The 21,210-nt window shown below is 62.3% G+C and carries 23 protein-coding genes and 1 tRNA gene; 16 read left to right on the forward strand and 8 right to left on the reverse strand.

From position 1 onward, the window contains the following. Positions 1 to 9 precede the first annotated feature (9 nt). The 5 genes from DTX69_RS08235 (at position 10) to DTX69_RS08255 (ending at position 5,325) form a co-directional block, all read left to right on the forward strand. Positions 10 to 675, forward strand: coding sequence for a CpaD family pilus assembly lipoprotein (locus DTX69_RS08235; protein ID WP_162916908.1), 666 nt, complete (start codon positions 10 to 12; stop codon positions 673 to 675). Between the two features lie 13 nt (positions 676 to 688). Further along, positions 689 to 1,903 carry a pilus assembly protein CpaF gene (locus tag DTX69_RS08240; RefSeq protein WP_119301042.1) on the forward strand — a complete coding sequence of 405 codons (1,215 nt, stop codon included), beginning with the start codon at positions 689 to 691 and terminating at the stop codon, positions 1,901 to 1,903. A gap of 17 nt (positions 1,904 to 1,920) precedes the next feature. Continuing rightward, positions 1,921 to 3,330 (forward strand): CpaF family protein, encoded by a 1,410-nt coding sequence (locus DTX69_RS08245; RefSeq protein ID WP_119301043.1) that lies wholly within the window; start codon positions 1,921 to 1,923, stop codon positions 3,328 to 3,330. Then, positions 3,323 to 4,330 carry a type II secretion system F family protein gene (locus DTX69_RS08250; RefSeq protein WP_119301044.1) on the forward strand — a complete coding sequence of 336 codons (1,008 nt, stop codon included), beginning with the start codon at positions 3,323 to 3,325 and terminating at the stop codon, positions 4,328 to 4,330. The genes DTX69_RS08245 and DTX69_RS08250 overlap by 8 nt, the downstream gene beginning before the upstream one ends. Positions 4,331 to 4,395: 65 nt before the next feature. Beyond that, positions 4,396 to 5,325, forward strand: coding sequence for a type II secretion system F family protein (locus tag DTX69_RS08255; protein WP_284735628.1), 930 nt, complete (start codon positions 4,396 to 4,398; stop codon positions 5,323 to 5,325). A gap of 263 nt (positions 5,326 to 5,588) precedes the next feature. On the opposite strand, the gene DTX69_RS08260 is transcribed toward DTX69_RS08255, so the two are convergent. Next, positions 5,589 to 6,452 carry a tetratricopeptide repeat protein gene (locus DTX69_RS08260; RefSeq protein WP_119301046.1) on the reverse strand — a complete coding sequence of 288 codons (864 nt, stop codon included), beginning with the start codon at positions 6,450 to 6,452 and terminating at the stop codon, positions 5,589 to 5,591. A gap of 129 nt (positions 6,453 to 6,581) precedes the next feature. On the opposite strand from DTX69_RS08260, the gene DTX69_RS08265 reads away from it, so the two are divergent. The 3 genes from DTX69_RS08265 to DTX69_RS08275 all read left to right on the forward strand — a co-directional run bounded on the left by DTX69_RS08265 (position 6,582) and on the right by DTX69_RS08275 (position 9,080). Then, the gene (locus DTX69_RS08265) at positions 6,582 to 7,094 is read left to right on the forward strand and encodes a pilus assembly protein N-terminal domain-containing protein (protein WP_162916915.1); all 513 of its coding nucleotides are present in this window, start codon (positions 6,582 to 6,584) and stop codon (positions 7,092 to 7,094) included. A 193-nt stretch (positions 7,095 to 7,287) separates the two neighbouring features. Then, positions 7,288 to 7,725 (forward strand): hypothetical protein, encoded by a 438-nt coding sequence (locus DTX69_RS08270; RefSeq protein ID WP_162916921.1) that lies wholly within the window; start codon positions 7,288 to 7,290, stop codon positions 7,723 to 7,725. Positions 7,726 to 8,168: 443 nt separating this feature from the next. After that, on the forward strand, positions 8,169 to 9,080 hold the full coding sequence (locus DTX69_RS08275; protein WP_162916928.1) for a DMT family transporter: 912 nt from the start codon (positions 8,169 to 8,171) through the stop codon (positions 9,078 to 9,080). Positions 9,081 to 9,189: 109 nt separating this feature from the next. Here DTX69_RS08275 and DTX69_RS30030 read toward each other — a convergent pair whose 3' ends face one another. After that, positions 9,190 to 9,930 carry a class I SAM-dependent methyltransferase gene (locus DTX69_RS30030; RefSeq protein ID WP_162916934.1) on the reverse strand — a complete coding sequence of 247 codons (741 nt, stop codon included), beginning with the start codon at positions 9,928 to 9,930 and terminating at the stop codon, positions 9,190 to 9,192. A gap of 176 nt (positions 9,931 to 10,106) precedes the next feature. Further along, positions 10,107 to 11,498 (reverse strand): surface carbohydrate biosynthesis protein, encoded by a 1,392-nt coding sequence (locus tag DTX69_RS08285; protein WP_119301051.1) that lies wholly within the window; start codon positions 11,496 to 11,498, stop codon positions 10,107 to 10,109. A gap of 191 nt (positions 11,499 to 11,689) precedes the next feature. Between DTX69_RS08285 and parE the strand changes: the two genes are divergently transcribed. Both parE and DTX69_RS08295 read left to right on the forward strand, forming a co-directional pair. Further along, on the forward strand, positions 11,690 to 13,678 hold the full coding sequence (parE, locus tag DTX69_RS08290) for a DNA topoisomerase IV subunit B (RefSeq protein ID WP_119301052.1): 1,989 nt from the start codon (positions 11,690 to 11,692) through the stop codon (positions 13,676 to 13,678). Then, complete coding sequence (locus DTX69_RS08295; RefSeq protein ID WP_119301053.1) at positions 13,675 to 14,061, forward strand: MmcQ/YjbR family DNA-binding protein; 387 nt, start codon at positions 13,675 to 13,677, stop codon at positions 14,059 to 14,061. Before parE ends, DTX69_RS08295 begins: the two co-directional genes overlap by 4 nt. Before the next feature lie 274 nt (positions 14,062 to 14,335). Here the strand turns inward: DTX69_RS08295 and DTX69_RS08300 are convergent, their stop codons facing one another. Continuing rightward, on the reverse strand, positions 14,336 to 15,118 hold the full coding sequence (locus tag DTX69_RS08300; RefSeq protein ID WP_119301054.1) for a class II glutamine amidotransferase: 783 nt from the start codon (positions 15,116 to 15,118) through the stop codon (positions 14,336 to 14,338). Between the two features lie 136 nt (positions 15,119 to 15,254). Here DTX69_RS08300 and DTX69_RS08305 point away from each other — a divergent pair, with 136 nt between their 5' ends. Both DTX69_RS08305 and DTX69_RS08310 read left to right on the forward strand, forming a co-directional pair. Beyond that, positions 15,255 to 15,797: a hypothetical protein gene (locus tag DTX69_RS08305; RefSeq protein WP_119301055.1), complete on the forward strand. Its 543-nt coding sequence runs from the start codon at positions 15,255 to 15,257 to the stop codon at positions 15,795 to 15,797. 136 nt (positions 15,798 to 15,933) lie between these two features. Continuing rightward, positions 15,934 to 16,009, forward strand: a tRNA-Lys gene (locus tag DTX69_RS08310). Positions 16,010 to 16,277: 268 nt separating this feature from the next. On the opposite strand, the gene DTX69_RS08315 is transcribed toward DTX69_RS08310, so the two are convergent. Both DTX69_RS08315 and DTX69_RS08320 read right to left on the reverse strand, forming a co-directional pair. Further along, complete coding sequence (locus DTX69_RS08315; protein WP_284735629.1) at positions 16,278 to 16,727, reverse strand: SRPBCC domain-containing protein; 450 nt, start codon at positions 16,725 to 16,727, stop codon at positions 16,278 to 16,280. Between the two features lie 10 nt (positions 16,728 to 16,737). Continuing rightward, complete coding sequence (locus tag DTX69_RS08320) at positions 16,738 to 17,085, reverse strand: ArsR/SmtB family transcription factor (RefSeq protein WP_119301057.1); 348 nt, start codon at positions 17,083 to 17,085, stop codon at positions 16,738 to 16,740. 183 nt (positions 17,086 to 17,268) lie between these two features. Between DTX69_RS08320 and DTX69_RS08325 the strand changes: the two genes are divergently transcribed. Together DTX69_RS08325 and DTX69_RS08330 are read left to right on the forward strand one after the other, a co-directional pair. Then, positions 17,269 to 17,610 carry an ArsR/SmtB family transcription factor gene (locus DTX69_RS08325; protein WP_284735630.1) on the forward strand — a complete coding sequence of 114 codons (342 nt, stop codon included), beginning with the start codon at positions 17,269 to 17,271 and terminating at the stop codon, positions 17,608 to 17,610. Next, positions 17,607 to 18,530, forward strand: coding sequence for an SRPBCC family protein (locus DTX69_RS08330; RefSeq protein ID WP_119301059.1), 924 nt, complete (start codon positions 17,607 to 17,609; stop codon positions 18,528 to 18,530). The genes DTX69_RS08325 and DTX69_RS08330 overlap by 4 nt, the downstream gene beginning before the upstream one ends. Before the next feature lie 39 nt (positions 18,531 to 18,569). On the opposite strand, the gene DTX69_RS08335 is transcribed toward DTX69_RS08330, so the two are convergent. Together DTX69_RS08335 and DTX69_RS30590 are read right to left on the reverse strand one after the other, a co-directional pair. Further along, positions 18,570 to 19,052 carry an SRPBCC family protein gene (locus DTX69_RS08335; RefSeq protein ID WP_119301060.1) on the reverse strand — a complete coding sequence of 161 codons (483 nt, stop codon included), beginning with the start codon at positions 19,050 to 19,052 and terminating at the stop codon, positions 18,570 to 18,572. A 172-nt stretch (positions 19,053 to 19,224) separates the two neighbouring features. After that, positions 19,225 to 19,350 (reverse strand): hypothetical protein, encoded by a 126-nt coding sequence (locus tag DTX69_RS30590; protein ID WP_284735631.1) that lies wholly within the window; start codon positions 19,348 to 19,350, stop codon positions 19,225 to 19,227. Between the two features lie 104 nt (positions 19,351 to 19,454). Here DTX69_RS30590 and DTX69_RS08340 point away from each other — a divergent pair, with 104 nt between their 5' ends. Together DTX69_RS08340 and DTX69_RS08345 are read left to right on the forward strand one after the other, a co-directional pair. Further along, positions 19,455 to 20,537 carry a glycosyltransferase gene (locus tag DTX69_RS08340; RefSeq protein WP_119301061.1) on the forward strand — a complete coding sequence of 361 codons (1,083 nt, stop codon included), beginning with the start codon at positions 19,455 to 19,457 and terminating at the stop codon, positions 20,535 to 20,537. Continuing rightward, positions 20,518 to 21,174 (forward strand): class I SAM-dependent methyltransferase, encoded by a 657-nt coding sequence (locus tag DTX69_RS08345; protein ID WP_119301062.1) that lies wholly within the window; start codon positions 20,518 to 20,520, stop codon positions 21,172 to 21,174. The genes DTX69_RS08340 and DTX69_RS08345 overlap by 20 nt, the downstream gene beginning before the upstream one ends. The last annotated feature ends 36 nt before the right edge of the window (positions 21,175 to 21,210 follow it).

The raw sequence follows: 21,210 nt of genomic DNA on the forward strand, positions 1-21,210 counted from the left end.
AGACCAGCCGTGACTCATTCTCTGCTGCGTTGCGCCTGCGCCAGCCTCATCGCTGTCTTCATCGGCGCGTGCGAGACCGACATCACCAAGCATGACCCGACCTACGCCCACCCCACCACCGTCCAACGCAAGACAGCGCGGATCGACGTGGGACCATTCTATGCCGGCAAACCCAACCCCTCCGATTCAGAGCGGATCGACGAGTTCCTGGCGGCCTATCAAACCCAGGGCGAGCGGCCGCTGGAGGTGACAGTGCCCGGCAAGTCGACCGATGACCCGGCCGCGCGAGAGCATGCTCTGCAGCTTGCCAACGCGCTGATGCACCGCGGCGTCCCTGCGGAGGACATCAACCTCTATGTCGCCGAGACCCAGACCAAGGGAACGGCGAGCGTCACCTTCCCGATCTACGTGACGTCTCCGGAGCGGTGCGGCTATACGCCCGGCTTCTGGGATAAGGGGCACGAAAACGCGATCCATCCGAACTACGGCTGCGCGATCCAGCACAACATCGACGCGATGGCCGCCAATCCGCGTGATCTCGTTCATCCACGCGAGATGACGCCCGGCCGATCCGGCGCGCGCGCCTACTACGTGATCGACAACTATCAGAGAGGCAAGGCGCTTCCGAGCGCGAACGACCTCTTGCAAGACTACAACTTCAAGATCTCCAGTTAGTGAGAGACCAGCCATGCAGCATCGTTTGACGATTGACGTCTTCTGCCACGCCGAGCAGACCTCGGCATCAGCAAAGGCATTGGCCGAGCAGCGCGCATTTGCCCGATGCAAGATCGCGGTGCGCGATGGCGGATTGGCACGTGCCGTGACTCACTATGCCGATCATCCCTCGCCCCACCTGATCATCGTGGAGGACGACGGGGACACCGCTACGCTGCAATCGCGGCTGGACGCGCTGGCGCAGGTGGTCGAGCCCGGTCGCAAGCTGATCGTGGTCGGCGCCGTCAATGACATCTCGGTTTACCGCCGGATCGTATCGCTCGGCGTCACCGACTACCTGGTTTCGCCTCTCAGCCTGGAAGGCATGATGGACGCGATCGAGCGCGCGGCGCACGACCCGAAGGGTCCGGAACGCTGCAGGCTCGTCGCCGTGACCGGTGCTCGCGGCGGGGTTGGCGCCTCCACCATCGCCCACAATATGGCCTGGGCGTCTGCCAGGCGGCTTAATCTCAAGACGATCCTGGCCGACATGGACCTGACTTTCGGGACTGCCGGCCTCGCCTTCAACCAGGATCCGCGGACGGCATTCGGCGAAGCATTCAACGACCCCGAGCGCATCGACATCACGCTCCTCGAGCGCTACATGACGGGCGAGGATGACAACCTGCAGATTCTGAGCACGCCAGGCATTCTCCGCCACTACGAAGGCATCGATGAGGAGGCTGTCGAGAAGACGATTGATCTCTGCCGGCAGATGGCGAAGCTGGTGATCGTCGACGTGCCGCATGTTTGGACCGATTGGTCGGAGGCGCTTCTGATGAGCGCCGACGAAACTGTCCTGGTGCTTGCGCCCGATATCGCGAATATCCGCGATTCGCGCAATCTGCTCGACTTCCTGAACGGCAAGCGCGGCGACAGCAAGCAGGTCAAGGTGGTGATCAACAAGTCGGACGTGGCCAAGCGCACGCGCTTGCTGCCGAAGGACATATCGAACACGCTCGGCATCCAGCCGGTGGCGGCGATTCCGTTCGATCCGACGACCTTCATTGAGGCAGCCAACGACGGCAAGATGATCGGCGACCGGTTCAAGTCCCACAAACTGATCGGAGTCTTCACCGATCTGGTAATGCGGACCGGCGTCCGTGGCAGCGTGAAGGGCGCCGCGAAGCCGGCCAAGAAACTCGCCTTCCCGAGCCTGTTCCGGAAGCCGCAGCCCAAGGTCGCCTAAGGGGGTACTGAGGTCTCATGTTCGGCCGTCGTTCCTCTCCGCCGACACAGCCGGCGCCCAGCCAGAATGTCCCGGTCGCGACCGCCGCAACCGAGATAGCACCGGCTGCGCCTGTTGCGCCGAAGAAGACCGGCCCGGGCCGCCCGGGAGAACTTGACAGCCGCTTGCAGGAGATCAAGCAGAACGTCTTCAACGACCTGATTTCCACGGTCGACCTCGCCGAGCTGGCGAAGCTCGACCACAAATCGGTCCGCGAGGCGATCGGGGAAGTGGTGGCGGAGATCATCAACCTCCGCAACCTGACGATCAGCGCCGGCGAACAACAGCTGCTCGTCACGGATATCTGCAACGACGTCCTCGGCCTCGGTCCGCTCGAGCCGCTGATCGCCCGTGATGATATCGCCGACATCATGGTAAACGGGCCTGACAAGGTCTACATCGAAGCCAACGGCAAGATCGAGCTGACGGACATCAAATTCCGCGACCAGCAGCAGCTGATGAACATCTGTCAGCGCATCGTCTCGGCCGTCGGCCGGCGCGTCGACGAAGCCAGCCCGATCTGCGACGCGCGCTTGATGGATGGCTCGCGCGTGAACGTCATCGCTCCACCCTTGGCTCTCGATGGCTGCGCGCTCACCATTCGTAAGTTCAAGCGTGATCGCCTGACGCTCGATAAGCTGGTGAACTATGGGTCCGTGTCGCCGGCCGGCGCCAAGCTGTTGCAGATCATCGGCCATTGCCGGCTCAACACGATCGTCTCGGGCGGCACCGGCTCCGGTAAAACCACGCTGCTGAACTGCTTGACGCAGTTCATTGACAAGGGCGAACGCGTCATCACCTGCGAAGATGCGGCGGAACTTCAGCTCCAGCAGCCGCACGTCGTGCGCCTGGAAACCCGTCCGCCGAACCTCGAAGGCGTCGGCCAGGTGACAATGCGCGACCTGGTGCGCAACTGTCTGCGTATGCGCCCTGAACGCATCATCGTCGGCGAGGTCCGCGGAACCGAAGCGTTCGATCTGCTACAAGCCATGAACACCGGCCACGACGGGTCGATGGGCACCATCCACGCCAACAACCCGCGCGAATGCATCTCGCGTCTCGAGAACATGATCGCGATGGGCGGCTACAATCTACCTGCCAAGACCGTCCGCGAGCAGATTGCCGGCTCGATCAACGTGATCATACAGGCAGCGCGTCTGCGCGACGGCTCGCGCAAGATCACCCATGTGACCGAGATCGTCGGCATGGAAGGCGAGGTCGTCACGCTTCAAGACCTTTTCATCTACGAGATCCAGGGCGAGGACGCATCCGGCCGCATCGTGGGCCGCCACAAATTTACAGGTCTGCGCCCGGCCTTCTGGGATCAGGCAAAGTATTTCGGCCGCGAGCGCGAACTGGCAGAAATCATGGGAGACGACTTTGATTAAGAACCTGGCCAATCTGGACCCCATGATCATGGGCGCCGTCGGTGTCCTCTTATTGGCCCTCATCATCGTCTCGTTCGCACTGCTGAACAGCCTCTATGGGCCGCGCGCGCGGCTGGAGCGGCGGCTGAACTCGGTCGCGGGCAGCGCGGGCGGCAGCCGGGATAAGGCCGGCGCGGGCAAGACGCAAACCGGAATGCGGCGCAAAGATATCGAGGCCAAGCTGAAGGCGGCCGAGCAGCTGAAGAAGCAGCAGCGCGGCTATCAGCTGCAAGAGAAACTCATCCAGGCCGGCTTGAAGACGACTCCCAAGCAATTCTGGATCTACAGCATCATCTGCGGCGCTGTCTTCACGCTGATCATCTTCTTCTCTACCGGAATCATCTACACCATTCCGGCCGGCATTCTGGTCGGTATGTTCGGCATTCCACGGTTTGTCCTGCGCTACCTGGTGAACAAGCGCTTCAAGGCGTTCACGGCTCAGTTCGCCAACGCGATCGACCTCATCGTGCGCGGCGTCAAGACCGGCATGACGGTCGCCGAATGTCTCTCCATCGTCGGGAAGGAGATGCCGGACCCGGTCGGCATGGAGTTCCGCGCCATCACCGAGAACATTCAGATGGGCATGACCTTGGAAGAGTGCCTCAATCGGCTGGTCATGCGGGTGCCCACCACAGAGGTGCGGTTCTTCACAATCGTGCTGGTCACGCAGCAGGTTACCGGCGGCAACTTGGCCGAAACCTTGGCGAAACTGTCGGGCATCCTGCGCGACCGCAAGAAGATGCGCGACAAGATCAAGGCGCTGTCGAGCGAAGCGAAGGCCTCCGCCAGCATCATCGGATCCTTGCCCTTTGCGGTCGCCGGAATCCTCAGCTTCATCGCTCCCGACTACGTAAGCCTTCTGGTGACGACCAATGCCGGCAACTGGTGCGTCTTCATCGGCTTCATGTCATTTGCGATCGGCATCGCCGTGATGCGTAAGATGATCAATTTCGAGATCTGAGGTCTGCTGCAATGGGCCAATTAGGAATCGACTTTTCCGGTGGTTTCAATATCACGAGCATAATCGTGCTGATCGTGTTCGCGGCCACCGTCTTGACGATCTTTGCACTGGCCCTGCCCTTCATGCGAGGCGAACGCTTCGAGGCTCGCCTGCGTGCCGTGCGCGATCGGCGGCGCGCCTTGTCGCAGGCCCAGACCCAGTCCTTCCAGGCGCGCAACCGACTGCAGGCCGTGCCGAACACGGGCATCAAGGGCCTTGCTTTGCGCGGCGTCAGCATGTCCGACCTGCTGGACGCCAAGGAGTTGCGCATGAAGCTGGCGCGCGCCGGTAAGCGCAGCCCGAGCGCGGTGGCCAACTACTTGTTCAAGCGCATCGCGCTGCCGATCAGCTTTGTGATCGTGGCCCTGCTCTATGCGTGGCTCCTGTTCCCGGACAAGCCGATCGCCGTTCGCATGGCGGGCGTGCTCGCCGCTGGCGGTCTCGGCTATTTCCTGCCGCAGATCATGCTCAACAATGCGATCCAGAAGCGGCAAAAGCTGCTGCAGCGGGCCTTCCCCGACGCGCTCGACCTGATCGTGATCTGCGTTGAATCCGGCATGTCGATCGAAGCGGCGTTCAACAAGGTGACGGAGCAGATGGCCGAGAGCTCGCCCGAGATGTCGGAAGAGATGGGCCTGACTGCGGCCGAGCTGGCTTTCCTGAGCGACCGGCGGCAAGCGTTCGAGAACCTGAGCGAACGCACCGGTATGCCGTCGTTCAAGGCGCTCGCCACCACGCTGCTGCAGTCCGAGCGCTACGGCACGCCGATCGCCAACGGCCTGCGCGTGCTGGCGCAAGAGAACCGCGACACGCGCATGTCGATGGCCGAGAAGAAGGCCGCGGCCTTGCCTGCCCAGCTCACGGTGCCGATGATCGTCTTCTTCCTGCCGGTGCTGTTCATCATCATCGCCGCTCCAGCCGGAATCCAGATCGCGCAGATGATGTCCGAGCGATAAACACTGGACAAATTCCTGCGCCACACCGCTTCACGCCGTGTCCATCACGGCCATGAGCTTTCTTGCGGACCGGTGAAGTCACCTATCCTGGCCGCTCATCGCGAACTCGAAGCGACCCTGCACAACGCCGGGCTCTAGGCGACCCTCATCAATGAGTCCGCGGAACGCGCCGCCTGACATTTCCGGCATTTGACTCGAATGAAGGAAGAACGGCGGCCGTTCCTTTCGGACGGCCGCCGTTTCGGTAGGAAAGGCGTCGGGGACTAGTAGTCGAGCGGCGGCGGTGGAGGCGGCGGGAGGTCGTCGTCCTCGGCCGGCGGCTGCGGCTTCACGCGCGCCTTCTGCGTCGGCTTCGCCGGCTGCTCCGGCTTCGCCAGGGAGCGGTAGTATTCGATGTTCGCCTCGGCGACGGCCGGCGGCAGGTCCTTGCGCGCCAGGCGCTCGGCCGTTTCCGCGTCCCCTTTGAGGGCCATCAGCAAGGCCAGATTCTGGCGCGCCTGGGCGCTGGCCGACGGCTGGTCGGTGGCGAGCTTCATGGTCGCGACGGCCTCGTCCAGCCGCCCCTGCTGCGCCAGGGAAAGCGCCTTGTTGTTGAGGACGGTTGGGTTCTCCGGGTCCAGGAACAGGGCGGCATCATACTGCTGCTGCGCCTGGGCATATTCGCCGTCGTAATCGTAGACAACGCCGAGGGACGAGAGGATTTCCCAGTTGAGGGGAGCGGCCGCCTTGGCGCGCTCCAAAGTCGGCTTGGCCAGATTCAACTGGTCTGCGGCCAGATAGTCCTTGCCTAGCTCCAGCAGCGTCAGGGCATCGGGCGCCTGCCCGCTCGCGGAGCTGTTGATCACCGCGATGGCCTTCTGGGGATTGCCGGAGAAGCGCAGGTTGCGGGCCACGGCCAAGGTGATCGCCTTATCCTGCGGATACCGTGCATGAAGCGCCGCGTAATGCTGCGCCGCTTCGCCATAGCTGGCGTTGCGCTCGGCCATCATTGCCGCCCGGCGCAGAGTCGGCTCCACATCGGCTGTCTTCTCAGCCGGCTTGGCGGCCTTATCGGCCACCGTCGCGCACCCGGACATGGCAAGCGCAAGCGCCACACTGCCCAGCAATCGCGTCGTGCGTTTTACCATTTCCCCTTACCTCTGCAGTTCTTAGCCCGCGTTAACTGATCGTTGAGGATGTTCTGATGGAGTATCACCCATCGAAGAGCATGGCCGAACATGATGAACAAATCGTTTAAGAAGAGGGGATTGATGAGCATGTTCCGATCGACTTGGCCGTTTCTGGTCGCAGCCGGAATTGCTGTGGCCGCGGCAAGCAGCGTCCACGCTGCTGATGCCCTGACCGTCGAGTTGGACGGCGCCCGAATTCTGAAGCTGGATAACCCAGCGAGCGACATCGTCGTCGGCAACCCGAACGTCGCCGACGTCACGGTGCAAACACCGAACCGACTGGTCATCATCGGCAGAGCGCCGGGCATCACGCGTCTGATCATCATGAACGATGGCACCATCACGATGGACACGCAGGTTGTCGTGACGGCCAAGAATGCGAGCGCGCAGGTCTCCGTGCTGGCGCCAGACGGCGGGAACGTCACTGAAACGATCTTCGCCTGTGGCGATCGCTGCACCGTTGTGCCCGGAACCAAGCGCACGAGCGCGGGCGGCGGTGGCGGCGGCGGCGGCAGCAATGGCGGCGGCGGCCCGATCCCGACCGAGCCGACTGTGGATCAGCTTCCCCCGCCCTCACCGGGTGGCGGCCCGTCGTACTGATCGCGCCGGTATCTGAACCAGACATGAACAAGTCGGTCACGCGTTCTTGCGTTTGACAGCGGCGGTGGAGCGCTATCTTTTCAATCCTCGAGCAACCACTGGGGATCTGCTGATGCTGCGTATCATCCACATCCGTTCCATTCTGCGAGCCACGGCTATGGCTCTTCCGCTGGCGTTGTTGTCGCATGCAGCCATGGCCGACCAACCAAGCCAGCATGGCGCGACGGGCACGCAAGTCGCGGAATCGCCGGATGCCGCCGATATCTTCATCGGCGAGCTCGAGAAGCGGATCATAGCCAGCTACTACCAGCGCCACCTGGTCGCGTACCAGCAGAGCCCGGACTATTATGAGTACAAGAAGGGCAAGAAGAACAAGCACAAGGGCCTGCCGCCCGGTATCGCCAAGAAGGGCTCGTTGCCGCCGGGCATCGCCAAGCAGCTGGCGCGCAACAACCAGTTGCCGCCCGGCTTGGAGTACCATCCGCTGCCGCACGATCTGATCGTGCAGCTGCCGCCACTGCAGCCGGGATACCATTATAGGATTGTCGATAACCGGGTTCTGCTGATCAAGGCGGCCAGCAACTTTATCCTGGACGTGCTGACAGTCGCGGCGCTCGAGGCATTGGACTAAACCAGGACCATAAGATCAGGACTGGGGTGGGACCGCGGCAGGAATCGGGCGGCCGCAACAATGCCGTCTTGTTGGCCTCCTGGCGCGCCGTCGCATAATCCTCCGCCGCGATGTGCGCCACCGCGATCGCGTAGTGCCGCCAGAAGTTCGACGGATCGCGCGGATTGAGCTTGAGGGCCAAGCGCGATGCTTCGAGCGTGGGCTGCGACCGGACGGACGCAGCCAGGCACGCGCAGGGTTTCCCAGGATCAGCGAGCTGTTCGGGTTGATCTCCAGGCCGCGTTCGCATTCCGCGATCGCCTCTTCAAGCCGCCCCGTCGCTTGCCCGCCGGTTGTCGGCGGTGGTTCGGCGTGTTGCACGGACGCTCTATTCGCCGGTTCAGGCAGCGCCTATGGTGCAGCGCGCATCCGAACGCGCATCCGAATGAGGGGGGATGGTTGCCATGGCTCAGCGCCTTATGGTTCGACAGCTGTGGGGTTGGACCATCTTGCTGACAATGGGTCTCAGCTGGGGCCTATCGTTCTCGCTCGCCAGGATCGCCGCGGTGGGCGGCATCCACCCGCTCAGCCTTACCTTCTGGGAGGCCGCCATCGCGGGCGCGATTCTGTTGACGCTCAGCGGCGTCCGCCGTCGCAGGATTCCCGTCACCCGCGCGTCGATGCTGCTCTACTTGGTTTCGGGCCTGCTGGGAATGGTCCTACCCGGTGCGATCTTCTTCTATGCCGCCGCGCACGTGCCGGCCGGAATCCTTGCGATCTCCCTGGCGATCATTCCCATTGTCACCTTCGTCGCATCGGCGCTGCTCAGGCTGGAGATGTTTGCGCTCGGTCGTGTCACCGGCGTTGTGCTCGGGGCGCTGGCGATCATGCTGCTGGTCGGGCCGCAACAGAGCCTGCCCGACCCGGCACAACTTCCGTGGGTTCTGCTCGCGCTCCTCGCGGCTGCCTGCTACGCCGCCTTCAACGTCATGCTGGCGCTGTGGAAGCCTGGCGGAATGACGCCCGGCGCGGTGACCGCCGGCATGTTCGTCGCCGCCGCCCTGATGATGAGCCCGATTCTCTATGCGACCGGCACGTTCGTGTCCTTCGGCTGGCCATGGACGAAGGTGGAATGGGCCATGCTGGGCCTCGGCGTCATCAACGCCGTCTCCTATTCGCTGTTCATCCGCCTGATCGAGAGCGCGGGCCCCGTCTTCACCAGCCAGACCGCAAACCTCGTCACCCTGTTCGGCGTGGTCTGGGGCATGATCATTTTCGGCGAGCAGCACTCGGTGTGGGTATGGCTGTCGCTGGTGACGATGATGTTGGCTCTGTCGCTGGTGGCACCGCGGCAACAGGCGCCTGTTGCCGCGTGAGACGCCGCCCATTGTACCCGGAGAGGCGCCGGCATTGCGCTGGCAATCGCTGGCGTCGTGCTGCCGCAATCCATGATGTGCGCGAGATACCGCCCGCGCTCATGCAGAATCAGCGCCGGGTGATCTTTGCCCACTTCCAGTGGAACAGCACATTGCCGTCCGCCTGCACGCCCGTGCCAACGATGCGGGTGCCATAGTTCCCTTTGAGCTTCTTGTATTCATCCTGAAGCACGGTGGGGTCGAACTCGTCATCGATATACTCGATGTCGCACCCGAGCCCGCGGACATAGTCGGCAAAGAACTCGACGTCGTAGGTGTTCTGGTACGCCCATTCGAGCGGGTTGCCGTCATCGTCGAACAGGTTGTCCCTACACCGCTTCGAGATGGTGGTCGGGTGCTCGCTCAGCAGCGTGCGGATGAAGCAGACCTTCCCGGTGCTGTCGAGCAGGTTCTTCACCGGCTTCTTGAAGAAAGGCAAATGAAGGATAACGTTGCAGCAATAGACGATGTCGTACCGATCGCTCGGATAAAGCGGCTGGTGGATATCCTTGACCTCGAAGCTGGCATGCGGATCGTCCTTGAAGATCTGCCGCGCCTTGTTGATCACATGCTCATAGGCATCGACACCGCGATACGTGACGTCAGCGCCGATGCGGCGGATGCCACGCAGGTAGTGTCCGACGTTGCATCCCACATCAAGAACGCGCATGCCGGGCTTGTAGACGTCGCCGATGAGCTTCACGAGCTGCTTGGTTGACTCCATCTCGCCCAGCTCACCAGTCGCCCTTCGCGGCAGGGTCACTTCTACATCGGGCTCCCGGCCCCAGACCTGCCACGGCTCAAAAGACATGCGATGCTCCCTTGGTTCGGTTCGTGAGGGCCTCTCATAAACGGAGGGACGGCGCGTTACAAGCGCCCGGCGGCACCAAAGTCCATCGGCTGCAGCCACTGGCGGCATACTTCCGGGCCGGATGGCAATTCCAACAATTCCAATAGCTTGCCAGATCTTCCGAGATTGTAGGCCCGCTACCACCGTCCGACCGCGCGGCGGATGCGGGTAGTCAGCGGCAGGCCGCGCGGCGAGATCAGGGCCACCTTCGTGCCGCAGCCTTCGATGTTGAGCTGCGTATCGAGGCCCAATATTTCGCTGAACTGCTTCAGGCGCCGTTCGACAGCCACGAGGTCGAGCTCGGGGAACAGGGTGCCGCGGACATTCTTGTCTGCCTGATGCCAACGGTAGCCGAGGGATGGATGCCATGCGCTCATCCCTTCACCGCTCGCGCTCCACCCGCCGCGCGCGGCCGCGAGCTCCTCCATGCCGGATATGATCTGCTCCGCACCCGTCCATTTGTCGTCGTAGGACAAGGTGTCCCGGTATCGATCGATCATCTCGCGTGTATAGCAGCGCGCCGGCTCCGACAGGAACGAGGCGACCGCCTCCAGGGCTTCGCGCGCCGTCTTAGCAACCGGGTTCACGAGGTTGGCCAGGTAGCGGCGATTGGCGGGGCTGTCCGTCGGCACGAGGCACACCGCCGGACGATCGAGTGCGACGGCTTCGGTGCCCGTCGAGCAGTTAGTGTGGACGAGGACCTGCGAGGCCATGATCCATGCGGTTGCCGAGCCCTCGCGAATGACAGACAGGTTCGGGATTCCGCGCGTCCATTCCTGCCACGCCTCCACATTCTCGCTCGGATGCGGGCGAACGACGATCTTGTAGTGCGGAAAGGCCTGGGCCAGAGCCGGCAGCAGCTCGAGCAGCGCCGCGCGATTGCCGCTCTCCATCCGCCCGAACTCCCTGAGCTCTGCCATGAACGCGTGGTTGTTCGGATCGACCTTGCCCTGGTCGACCAGCGACTGGATGATCTCGTCGATGTTGCCTTTGTGGGAATTCGTGAAGCCGAGATTCGAGTTCAGCAGGATGAACTCGCCGTGCCGTCGCCGCAGTGCGTCAGCTTCTTCGGCGAAGATCGTGCGCAGCTCGCGCCGCAGAAGGTCCCAGCGAGGGTTCGCAGCCTTTTTGACCCGGCCGGCTTCGAGTCCGAACGCCTCCAGGAACGCCCGCGAGTTGAAGGTCCCGGGCAGGAAGATGACGTCGGTTGCATCGACCGCATCGCGCGAGACCCACCAGAAGTTCTTGTCGTGCACGACGAGGCCGGGGATCTCCTCATCGACTGCCGCCGTGATGTAGCCCGCCGCCCGCGCCCGCTTCAGCATCTTGGCATCGCGCACGGTCAGCGTCTTGGAGAGGTAGATGCCCGGCGTCATGCGCTCTATGTTGCGCTCGATCAGCCACTTCTGGCCCAGCACCACCTCGAAGCCGCGCGCGGCCGCAATCGCAGTCAGCAGGAGGCGCGAATCCAGCTCCCGCGAGGCGATCTCCATCGGGCAATAGACTATCTTGGCCGGCTTCGGCGCCATCCCCCGCTCGCAATCCAGTGAAGGGTCACGCTATTTAGCGGACCGTGTCCAACTGCGCAACGGCGGCCGGTGCGGCTCGTGCCGGCTTGGCCTTTGAAATGCCACGATAATTCGTCGCATCGGAAAGCTTGCAGCGGGCCTGCCCGGGGCCTTATGTCTTTGCCCGCAATCACCTTCGGAACACGAGTCGGATGAACGATCTTTTCAGCGGCGGCAAGCGGGGCGCGGACTACAGCGCCAAAGATATCGAGGTCCTGGAGGGGCTGGAGCCGGTACGGCGGCGCCCTGGCATGTATATCGGCGGCACGGACGAGCATGCGCTTCATCACCTAGTCGCTGAGATCCTGGACAATTCCATGGACGAGGCCGTGGCCGGCCACGCCAGCCGCATCGAGGTCGAGCTAGGCGCCGACGGCTATATCATCGTGCGCGACAATGGCCGCGGCATTCCCATCGATCCCATGCCGAAATACGGCAACAAGCCCGCGGTCGAAGTCCTGCTCACCACGCTCCATTCCGGCGGCAAGTTCGGCGGCAAGGTCTACGAGACCTCCGGCGGCCTGCACGGCGTCGGCATGTCGGTGGTCAACGCGCTCAGCGACGATTTCACCGTCGAGATTGCGCGCGGCAAAGAGCTTTATGTTCAGGCCTATAGCAAGGGAAAGCCGAAGGGAAAGTTGAAGAATGCCGGCGGCGTCAACCGGCGCGGCACCAGCGTGCGCTTCCATCCCGATCCCGAGATCTTCGGCAAGCAGGCGCACTTCAGGCCGAACCGGCTCTATCGCATGTGCCGGTCCAAGGCCTACCTCTATCGCGGTGTCGAGATCCGCTGGTCGTGCGATCCTTCGCTAATCAGCGACAAGGATTCGACACCAGCCGAGGAGACCCTGCATTTTCCGGGCGGCCTGGGGGACTACCTGGCGTCCCGCCTCAATGGCAAGCAGACCGTCACCTCCACGCCGTTCGTCGGGCAGGCGGAATTTCCCGACAAGCAAGGCCGGGTCGAATGGGCGATTGCCTGGCCGGTCGCATCCGACGAAGAGGAGGGGCTGCGCAGCTTCTACTGCAACACGGTCCCTACCCCCGAAGGCGGCACCCATGAGACGGGCCTTCGTGCAGGCCTCAGCCGGTCGCTGCGCGCCTATGGCGAGCTCATCGGCAACCGCAAGACGGGCCAGATCATCGCCGAAGATGTGATTGGCGGGGCAGTCGTGATCCTGTCGCTCTTCATCCGCGATCCGCAGTTCCAGGGCCAGACCAAGGAAAAGCTGGCGACGGCCGAAGCGGCGCGCCTGGTCGAAACCTCGATCAAGGACCATTTCGATCACTGGCTCTCCGCCGATCCCGCCCGCGGCAAGGACCTCCTGGAGTGGGTGATCGAGCGCGCGGAGGAGCGCCTGCGCAAGCGCCAGGACAAGGAGATCCTGCGCAAGACCGCCACCCGCAAGCTGCGCCTGCCGGGCAAGCTGATCGACTGCACCAAGACCGGGCCGGGCACTGAGATCTTCCTGGTCGAAGGCGATTCCGCCGGCGGCTCGGCCAAGACGGCGCGCAATCGCGAGACCCAGGCCGTGATGCCGCTGCGCGGAAAGATCCTCAACGTCGCCAGTGCATCCGCCGACAAGCTCTCCGGGAACCAGGAATTGATCGACCTCATTCAGGCGCTTGGCTGCAGCACGCGCGACAAGTATGACGAGGAGCGCCTGCGCTACGACAAGGTTATCATCATGACCGACGCCGATGTCGACGGCGCGCACATCGCCTCGCTCCTGATGACGTTCTTCTTCCGGGAGATGCCGGACCTCATCCAGAACGGCCATCTATTCCTGGCGCAGCCGCCGCTCTATGCCCTCACCCAGGGTGCGAAGAAAGTCTATGCGCGCGATGATGCGCACAAGGAGGAGCTGCTGAAGACCGAGTTCTCCGGACGCGGCAAGGTGGAGATCAGCCGCTTCAAGGGCCTCGGAGAAATGCCCGCCGCCGACCTCAAGAGCACCACCATGGACCCCAAGCACCGCGTGCTGCTGCGCGTGCGCATGCCCCATCGTTACGTCGAAGAGGAACGGCAGGAGGCGCGCGAAACCTCCGACCTGGTCGAACGCCTGATGGGCCGCAAACCCGAGCTGCGTTTCCAATACATACAGGAGAACGCCCAGTTCGCCCGGGACCTGGACGTGTGACCGAGAAAGAGTTCAACGCCTTCTGTAAGTCGCTGCCTGCCACGACCTACGTGATGCAGTGGGGCGACCATCATGTGTGGAAGGTCGGCGGCAAGGTGTTCGCGATCGGCGGCTGGGATGCCAATGGCGGCCGCGTCACCTTCAAAGTCTCGCCGATCGCCTATGAGATGCTGAAGGACAAGCGCGGCTTGAGGCCGGCGCCGTATCTCGCCTCACGCGGGATGAAATGGATCCAGCACTACGCGAAGCCGGGCCTGTCGGATAAGGACCTGAAAGGCTATCTGAAGGAGTCCCACCGTATCGTCGCGCTCGGCCTCTCCAGGAAGCGGCGCCAGGAACTGGGATTGGATGACAGCGAAGCTGTCTCTAGGCGAAGAGAATGAGCGCGACGGTCACGGCGACAACGACGATCCAGGCGCTGCTGGCCGCATGGTCACGATAGCCGTTTTCGCTCAAGACGTCCTGGTAGGTTTCGGTCGTAAACATTGTCCCCTCCAAACTCGTGGATCAGCACGTAGGGTATGCCTGCGTCCGCTTCAATAACTGCATGCGGACGTTAACGCCGCAAAATGGCGGATTCTGTGAATGCCGTCACACAGCGCAGCAGCACTGTGATGGCCGTCACGCGTTCATAAGCGTTACGTTCCGGATGGAGGCTCAGATGCTCGGAAGAAAGGGCGTGATCTCGAGACTGCCGCGCTTTTCGATCACGAGCATGTGACCGGCCGGCACTTCGCGCCAGGCTTGGCAATCCTCTTCCTCGTCCAGCGGCTCCGACACGACCATGAAATGATCGCTGCGCTGCCGGTGGAACAACGTCGGCGGCACCTCGTCGCTGGAATGCCGCACCGCATAGACGAATTCGCCGTCGCTCAACACCGAGGTGAACTTGAACGGCTCGTTCACCGCCGCGTCGCGTGCCAGCCGTTCGATGCTGCCGATGGTGCGCGTCAGCGCGCCGATTGGATCCTCCTGCAACCCGTCGCTCAGCAGCAGGTAGAAGATGAGCTCGCTGTCCGTCGTACCAACGCGATGGCAATAGAAGCGGTCATCGATCATCGCTTCCAGCCGGCGGCGCACGCGTTCATAGCCGCCGATCTGGCCGTTATGCATGAACAGCCATTTGCCGTGAGCGAACGGGTGGCAGTTGGCGCGCGAGGTCGCCGTCCCGGTCGAGGCGCGCACATGCGCCAGGAACAGACTGGAGCGGATCTGGTGCGCCAGGCTCTTGAGGTTCTGGTCGTTCCAGGCCGGCAGGATATCGCGATAGACACCCGGGGTCGGGCGTTCGCCGTACCAGCCGATCCCGAAGCCGTCGCCGTTGGTGGTGACGTGGCTGTGCCGGGCGCGGAGGCTCTGGCTGATCAGGGAATTGCGCGGCTCGAACAGGACCTTGTCGAGGTAGATCGGGTCGCCGCAATAGGTCAGCCACCGGCACATGTGATCGTTCCTTCAGGCGCCGCCCCAAAAAAGGGTGGCGTAGGCAGTGCCATTTGACCCTACAAGCATTAACGAAGGGGAAAAGTGATTTGGGCCACAAGATGCCCTGGCACATGGCTTGCGTTGCATGATGGTTATGAGCAAACGCCCTGCATTTCTTGCCGCCCCTCTGTTCGCCGCCCTGGCGGCGCTGGGCGCTGGCGCCTGCACCCCTACGGTCAAGGTGGCTGAGCCGGACATCGTGATGAAATCGCCGGTAGCCCCGCGGGCATTGACCTCCTGCCTTGCGGTCAAGCTGGGGGAGAATTTCCGCGACCGGAGGCCGACGGTCGACATCTACCGCGGCGTTCACGAGATCACCATCGACTCGCCCCGCGGGGAAAAGCTTGCGTTTGTGACGGTCGAGCCGGACTTCGCCGGCGGCTCTGTAACGCGGTTCTGGAACGGCGATCTCTACTGGCCGGACCACACAGTCAGTGGCGTGTGGCCGGATGTGATGCGGGACAATTGGCACCGGTTCGAGGCGGCGCAGAATGCCTGCCAGCCTGCGCCGGTCGCGGCCAAGCCAGTTGCCAAGGCCCCGCCCGCGGCACCTTCGAAAGCCGCGCCGGTTAATTCCACGATCAAGGCCCGGCCCCTGAAGCCCCTCACCGGCGCCCCGCGCAAGCTCACCCCCTAAGACAGCGGAATTTCTGGCTTTTCCTGCCCGCCGGTGCGTTCTGAAGGGCGCCATTGCGGGTTTTGCGCTTGCATTTTGGGCGGGATTTTGGGAAGCCCTTGCCGGCCCCGGCGGACATGCCTCCGGCGGCCAGAGTGGGCCCGTAGCTCAGTCGGTAGAGCAAGCGACTTTTAATCGAGAGGTCGCGGGTTCGAGTCCCGCCGGGCCCACCAAACACCGCCGATTACGGCGCAAATTGATAGTCCATCTCTTTTGATTATCAATAAAGGTAGGCGCCTGGAGTGCTATTGTGCTGCGAGACGTAGTTCTCACGCGCTCAACCGGGCAGATAGTCCGTCCGCTACAACCGCCGATCACACGTTGAGGACCGCTCCCCTCACCGAGGAACAAGCAGGGTGTGACTGGCCTAGGCCGAAACTGGACTGCTCGGTTTCAGGCGAAATCCAAGGATAAGTTGGCCTCGGCTCGGCGACCTTTGCGTCATTTCAAGCGCTCAGCAAAGGCTGCGAGTTGGTCAATCGTCGTGCCCCATCCCTCGTGGAATCCCAGCTCCTCATGCTTGCGGCTATCGGCGGGGCTTTTGTGCAGCACCCGGGCCGAATACCGCGTGCCCTTTCCCTCCTGCTCAAATGTGATGATCGCGGTCAGCGCCAACCAGGGCTCGATCGGTTGCCAGCCCTCAGCCAGGGTCGTGGTCCAGACCATCCGCCGCGCAGGCGTGATGTCGAGGAAGCAGGCTTTGATATGCGGCTTGAATTCGCCGCCGCCTTCACTCATCAACGTCTCGAAGCCGCCGCCCGGCCGCAGGTCCAGCTTGACGACCTTGCATTCGATGGGAGCGGGTATCCACCATTTCGCAAGATGCTCCGGCTCGCTCCACGCTTTCCAGACCGTGACGGGCGAAGCGTTGATGATCCGCGAGATATTCAACTCGGTATTTTCAGTCCTCATCTTCGTTCCCTGACATTTGGGTTTCGACATAATTGGCCAGGCGGTCGGTTCTGGCCTGCCAAAGCGCGCGCTGCTCGGAAAGCCAGGTCTCGGCCTCCGCCAAGCGCTCGATCCTCACCCGGCAGGTGCGGACACGGCCGGCCTTCTCGGTAGCGATCAATCCGCTGTCCTCAAGCACCCGAAGATGTTTCAGGAAGCCAGGCAGCCCCATGCTGAAAGGCTCGGCCAGTTCCTTGACCGGCGCGGGGCTTGTCATCAGACGGTTGATGATCGCTCTCCGGGTCGGGTCGGAAAGCGCGTGGAAAGCGGCATCAAGTGGTGTTCGATAGGTTTCCATATGGTGAACTATATACAATTGTTCACCGTATGGCAAACTAATGTCTGTGCTTGCACCCGATCTTCCGGCCCGTCCCCTGCAAAGAAGCCGACTGCTTCGTGGCCCCGATGCCAATGTGGGAACACTTAGCAAATTGACGAAGTTTCTCTTGCGCGGCAGACGCCTCGGATGATAGTTAGCTTTATGACTAAGCATCATCCGGAACTTTCGCTGCTCTTCCATGCCCTGGCCGATCCGACCCGTCGATCGATCCTGACCCGACTCGCTGAAACGCCCGCGCGGGTCTCGGATCTGTCGGCACCCACGGGGCTGCGCCTGCCCACGGTGATGCGGCACCTTTCAGTGCTTGAGGAGGCAGGGCTGATCGCCACGTCCAAGGATGGGCGGGTGCGCACCTGCGTCATCGTGCCGGAGGCATTGGAACCGGTCCGGACATGGCTCGATGAGCAGCGGGCAATATGGGAAGGCCGGCTCAGCCGGTTGGACGCATTTGCGATGAAAACTATGAAGGAACGCGCCGAATGATATCGAAACTGAACCCCGAGCGCATGCCTGCGGCGCCCGATCATGCGGAAGGCCGCTTTGCGACGCTGACCTTCGAGCGGGACGTGGCCGCGCCATTGTCGGTGCTGTGGCAGACCTGGACGGCGCCAGCCGCGCGAGCGGTCTGGGCCGCGCCCACGCCCTCTGTCACCGTGGAGTTTTTGGAAGCCGACATCAGGGTGGGTGGACGCGAGGTCTCGCTCTGCAAGATTGAGGGCCAGCCGGATACCCGCTGTGAATGTGGCTGGCTTGAGTTGCAGCCGGCAGAGCGCAGCGTGAACTACGAGGTGGTCTCCTCCGGTGGTGTGACGCAATCGGCGGCGCTGGTGACGGCTGATTTCTCAGGCACAGACGAGCGCAGCCGATTGGTCGTAACGGTGCAGCTTTCCTCGCTGGCCGAGGATATGGAGGCTAGCTACCGGCAGGGCTTCGATGCGGGACTGCGCAATCTCGCAGGAGCGGCCGAGCGAACCATGGTGCTGCAGCGAATGATACAGGCACCACGAACCATCGTCTGGAACACGTGGATGAACCCCGAGACGCTGCCACAATGGTGGGGGCCGGATGGGTTTTCCTGCCGGACGAAGAGGATCGACCTGCGAACGGGCGGCGAATGGGTGTTCGACATGATCGCGCCCGATGGCGCGGTCTTCCCGAACCATCACCTCTATACCGAGGTCCGACCCGAGGAGAGGATCAGCTATACGCTGCTATGGGGCGAGAACGGACCAAAACATGCCGACGCCTGGGCGTCGTTCGAGGATCAGGACGGGGCGACGAAGGTGACGCTGGGCATGGTGCTCAGTACAGAGGCCGCGTTTCAGGAGGCGAAAGGATTTGGCGCAGTCGAACTGGGCTTGCAAACGCTGGGCAAACTGGAACGCTTCGTCAAATCCCGATAGGATGCTGCGGCTTAGCAACCGACGCATTTTTTTGCGTTTTCAGAGCGTCCGGGCAAGCGCTTCGAGTTTGCCGGCCGTCTGTCCCCAGCCTTCATGGAAGCCCATCTCCTCATGCTGTTTCCGCGCCTCCTCGGTCCAGTGCAGGGCGCGCACGACATAGCGAGTCTTGCTGTCTTTGTCGGACATCTCAATGATCGTGGTCATGAAGGGGACGACCGTGGGTTTGCTGGATGGGATCCACCCCGAGGTAAAGGCGTTGGTGAACACCAACCGCTGCTCCGGAACCGCCTCCAAGAACACGCCGTCGCCATCGGATTCCTCGCCGTCCGGGCCGCGCATGACGATGTGAGACGCGCCGCCGGTGCGCGGTTCCAGAGTCTTCACCTCGGTTCTCCAGGACTGGGGCGCGAACCATTGCTCCAGCAGGTTGGGCTCCGTCCAGCACCGCCAAACACTCGCGCGCGGCGCGTCCAGCAGACGCTCCAGCCGCAGCTCGTATCTTGCAGTCCTTTCGTTGGCCATCAGTTTTCCTCTTCTCTTCCTCCAGCTAGGTTACTGCTGTTGCGGCGTCATCCCACTTGCGCTTCGAGCCATGGGCGTCGCGGGGCAAGGTTCCAGCACCGACAACCGTGCTACGCGTCAAAGAATTCCCTCTCCGCACTCTCTGCAGGAAGGGATTTTTCATTTTCAGGGGTCAGGGCGTGTTCGTTGCCGTCGCTTCCGCCACGGCCCGTGCGCGCAGCGCGCGGCGGATGATCCTGCCCGTCGTCGTCATCGGCAACTCGCTCACGAATTCGATCTCGCGCGGACACTTGTGCACAACGAGACACCTTCTCGCGTGAATATCGATCGTTTCTTGTTTTTCGAGCGCCCTTCCCTCATCATCGCTCCTCCGAATGCAATGCCTGATTTCCGGGTCACGTGATGGATGGTGCACCTCCAAAAATCTCTGTCGTGATGACGGTCTTCAACGACTTGCGCTTTTTGGACGACGCGATCGAAAGCATAATCAGCCAAGACTTTCCCGATTTCGAGCTGATCGTGGTCGATGACGGAACCGGACAGCAAGCATTGTTCGACGCTATCGCTCGACGTGATCCACGCATCAGCGTTCTGGCGAACCCAATCAACATTGGCACGGCCGCCGCCGCGAATCGAGGGATCGAGTCCGCTCGTTCTGACATCATCGTCCGGCTTGATGCCGATGACCTTGCAGAGCCCAATCGAATTTCGCGCCTGTTCTCCATGCTATCGGACGATCCCGAGCTTGGCCTTCTCGGCAGTTGGTGCACGCTTATCGATGAGACAGACTCCGTAATAGGAGTTCAGCCGATGCCGGAGAGTGATCTTGAGATCCGATGGACCATTCTCTTCCATAATCCATTTTACCACTCGACCGTAGCTTTCCGCCGCCACTGTTTCGAGTCTGCCGGACACTATCGGCCCGGAGAGCTTGTTTCCCAAGATCACTATTTGTGGTTCGACATGCTTCCACATTGCCGCGCGCGGAACGTCCCCGAGCCGCTCGTGCGTTACCGGGTCAACAGCCGCGGGCTCACTACGACTGATTCGAGGCGCGGGAGGTCGCGCACCCATCGCATCCGCGAAGTGCTCTGGTCTCGAATAGGCCTCGTATATGACCTGTACGACGACAAACTTGCGGCAAGTATCAGCGAGTTCCTTCGTGGTCGCACCATTCCCGCTCCGCGCCGAACAGCCGCTTACCACAAGCTGCTGCTCGTACTTCGTGCATTCCTTGCCTCGGTCGCGCCTACTGCGAGAGCGGACGACCGCTTCGCTGCCGCTAGGTTGAAGCGCAATCTGATTCGCCGCATCCTGAGTGAACCACCTCCATTGTCCTATCGCGCTCTATCGATTTGCCTGCTGTGCTGCGCCCTGGGCCCATATGCTGCTTGCAGAGCTGCAGTCGAGCGCATGAAGCTTGCGGCAGTGCCCCTGGTCCTGGGAATACGCAAGCGCACGCAGGGTGGTGCTGGACGTGGATGAGGTGAATATGGATCGAGCTAAGGAGAATATGACGAGCGAGGACTACTCGGCCTGGTTTCGCGGCAAGGATCTGACGACGGACTGGACATCGCGTTATTATCCCATCTGGGCTTCGCTCCTTGGGTCGCGCCGCAACGAGCCGCTGACGGTCCTCGAAATCGGCTCGTGGGAAGGCCGTTCAGCGATCTTCTTTCTTCGGTATCTGCCGAACTGCCGGCTTACGTGTATCGATACTTTTGCCGGAAGTGCCGAGCATCTCACGGTCGAGAAGTGGCGTGTTGCCGTTCCACACATCGAAGCGCGTTTCGATGCGAACGTGGCGGAGTTCGGCGACCGCGTGGTCAAGCTGAAGTCGAGATCCATGCAAGCCTTGGCCCGCTTGCTCTTGCAAGGAGCCCAGTTCGACCTTGTCTATATCGACGGCAGTCACCGGAGCGCCGATGTACAGTCCGACGCGACGTTGTCGTGGCCGATGGTCAAAAATCATGGAATTGTTGTCTTCGACGACTACGATTGGTCCCTGATGGGGACGGAAATGGATCGCCCCAAGCTAGGCGTCGATACGTTCCTTCGGGTCCGCGCCGGGGAGTATCGGGAGCTGCATCGCGGCTACCAGCTCATCGTCGAGAAGATCTGAGGCGTCGCATATGACCGAGAAGCTCGCCGACCGAGA

It is taken from the genome of Dongia deserti, assembly GCF_003574735.1.
Taxonomy (GTDB): domain Bacteria; phylum Pseudomonadota; class Alphaproteobacteria; order Dongiales; family Dongiaceae; genus Dongia_A; species Dongia_A deserti.

Bases quoted from the DNA above. Each gene is read 5' to 3' on its own strand.
- DTX69_RS08270 (WP_162916921.1), top strand. From the start codon at position 7,288: ATGGCCGACCAACCAAGCCAGCATGGCGCGACGGGCACGCAAGTCGCG.
- DTX69_RS08330 (WP_119301059.1), top strand. From the start codon at position 17,607: ATGATATCGAAACTGAACCCCGAGCGCATGCCTGCGGCGCCCGATCAT.
- DTX69_RS08320 (WP_119301057.1), bottom strand. From the start codon at position 17,085: ATGGAAACCTATCGAACACCACTTGATGCCGCTTTCCACGCGCTTTCC.
- DTX69_RS08240 (WP_119301042.1), top strand. From the start codon at position 689: ATGCAGCATCGTTTGACGATTGACGTCTTCTGCCACGCCGAGCAGACC.
- DTX69_RS08305 (WP_119301055.1), top strand. From the start codon at position 15,255: ATGAGCAAACGCCCTGCATTTCTTGCCGCCCCTCTGTTCGCCGCCCTG.
- parE (WP_119301052.1), top strand. From the start codon at position 11,690: ATGAACGATCTTTTCAGCGGCGGCAAGCGGGGCGCGGACTACAGCGCC.
- DTX69_RS08300 (WP_119301054.1), bottom strand. From the start codon at position 15,118: ATGTGCCGGTGGCTGACCTATTGCGGCGACCCGATCTACCTCGACAAG.
- DTX69_RS30030 (WP_162916934.1), bottom strand. From the start codon at position 9,930: ATGTCTTTTGAGCCGTGGCAGGTCTGGGGCCGGGAGCCCGATGTAGAA.
- DTX69_RS08260 (WP_119301046.1), bottom strand. From the start codon at position 6,452: ATGGTAAAACGCACGACGCGATTGCTGGGCAGTGTGGCGCTTGCGCTT.
- DTX69_RS08275 (WP_162916928.1), top strand. From the start codon at position 8,169: ATGGCTCAGCGCCTTATGGTTCGACAGCTGTGGGGTTGGACCATCTTG.
- DTX69_RS08265 (WP_162916915.1), top strand. From the start codon at position 6,582: ATGTTCCGATCGACTTGGCCGTTTCTGGTCGCAGCCGGAATTGCTGTG.
- DTX69_RS08340 (WP_119301061.1), top strand. From the start codon at position 19,455: ATGGATGGTGCACCTCCAAAAATCTCTGTCGTGATGACGGTCTTCAAC.
- DTX69_RS08245 (WP_119301043.1), top strand. From the start codon at position 1,921: ATGTTCGGCCGTCGTTCCTCTCCGCCGACACAGCCGGCGCCCAGCCAG.
- DTX69_RS08285 (WP_119301051.1), bottom strand. From the start codon at position 11,498: ATGGCGCCGAAGCCGGCCAAGATAGTCTATTGCCCGATGGAGATCGCC.
- DTX69_RS08335 (WP_119301060.1), bottom strand. From the start codon at position 19,052: ATGGCCAACGAAAGGACTGCAAGATACGAGCTGCGGCTGGAGCGTCTG.
- DTX69_RS08325 (WP_284735630.1), top strand. From the start codon at position 17,269: ATGACTAAGCATCATCCGGAACTTTCGCTGCTCTTCCATGCCCTGGCC.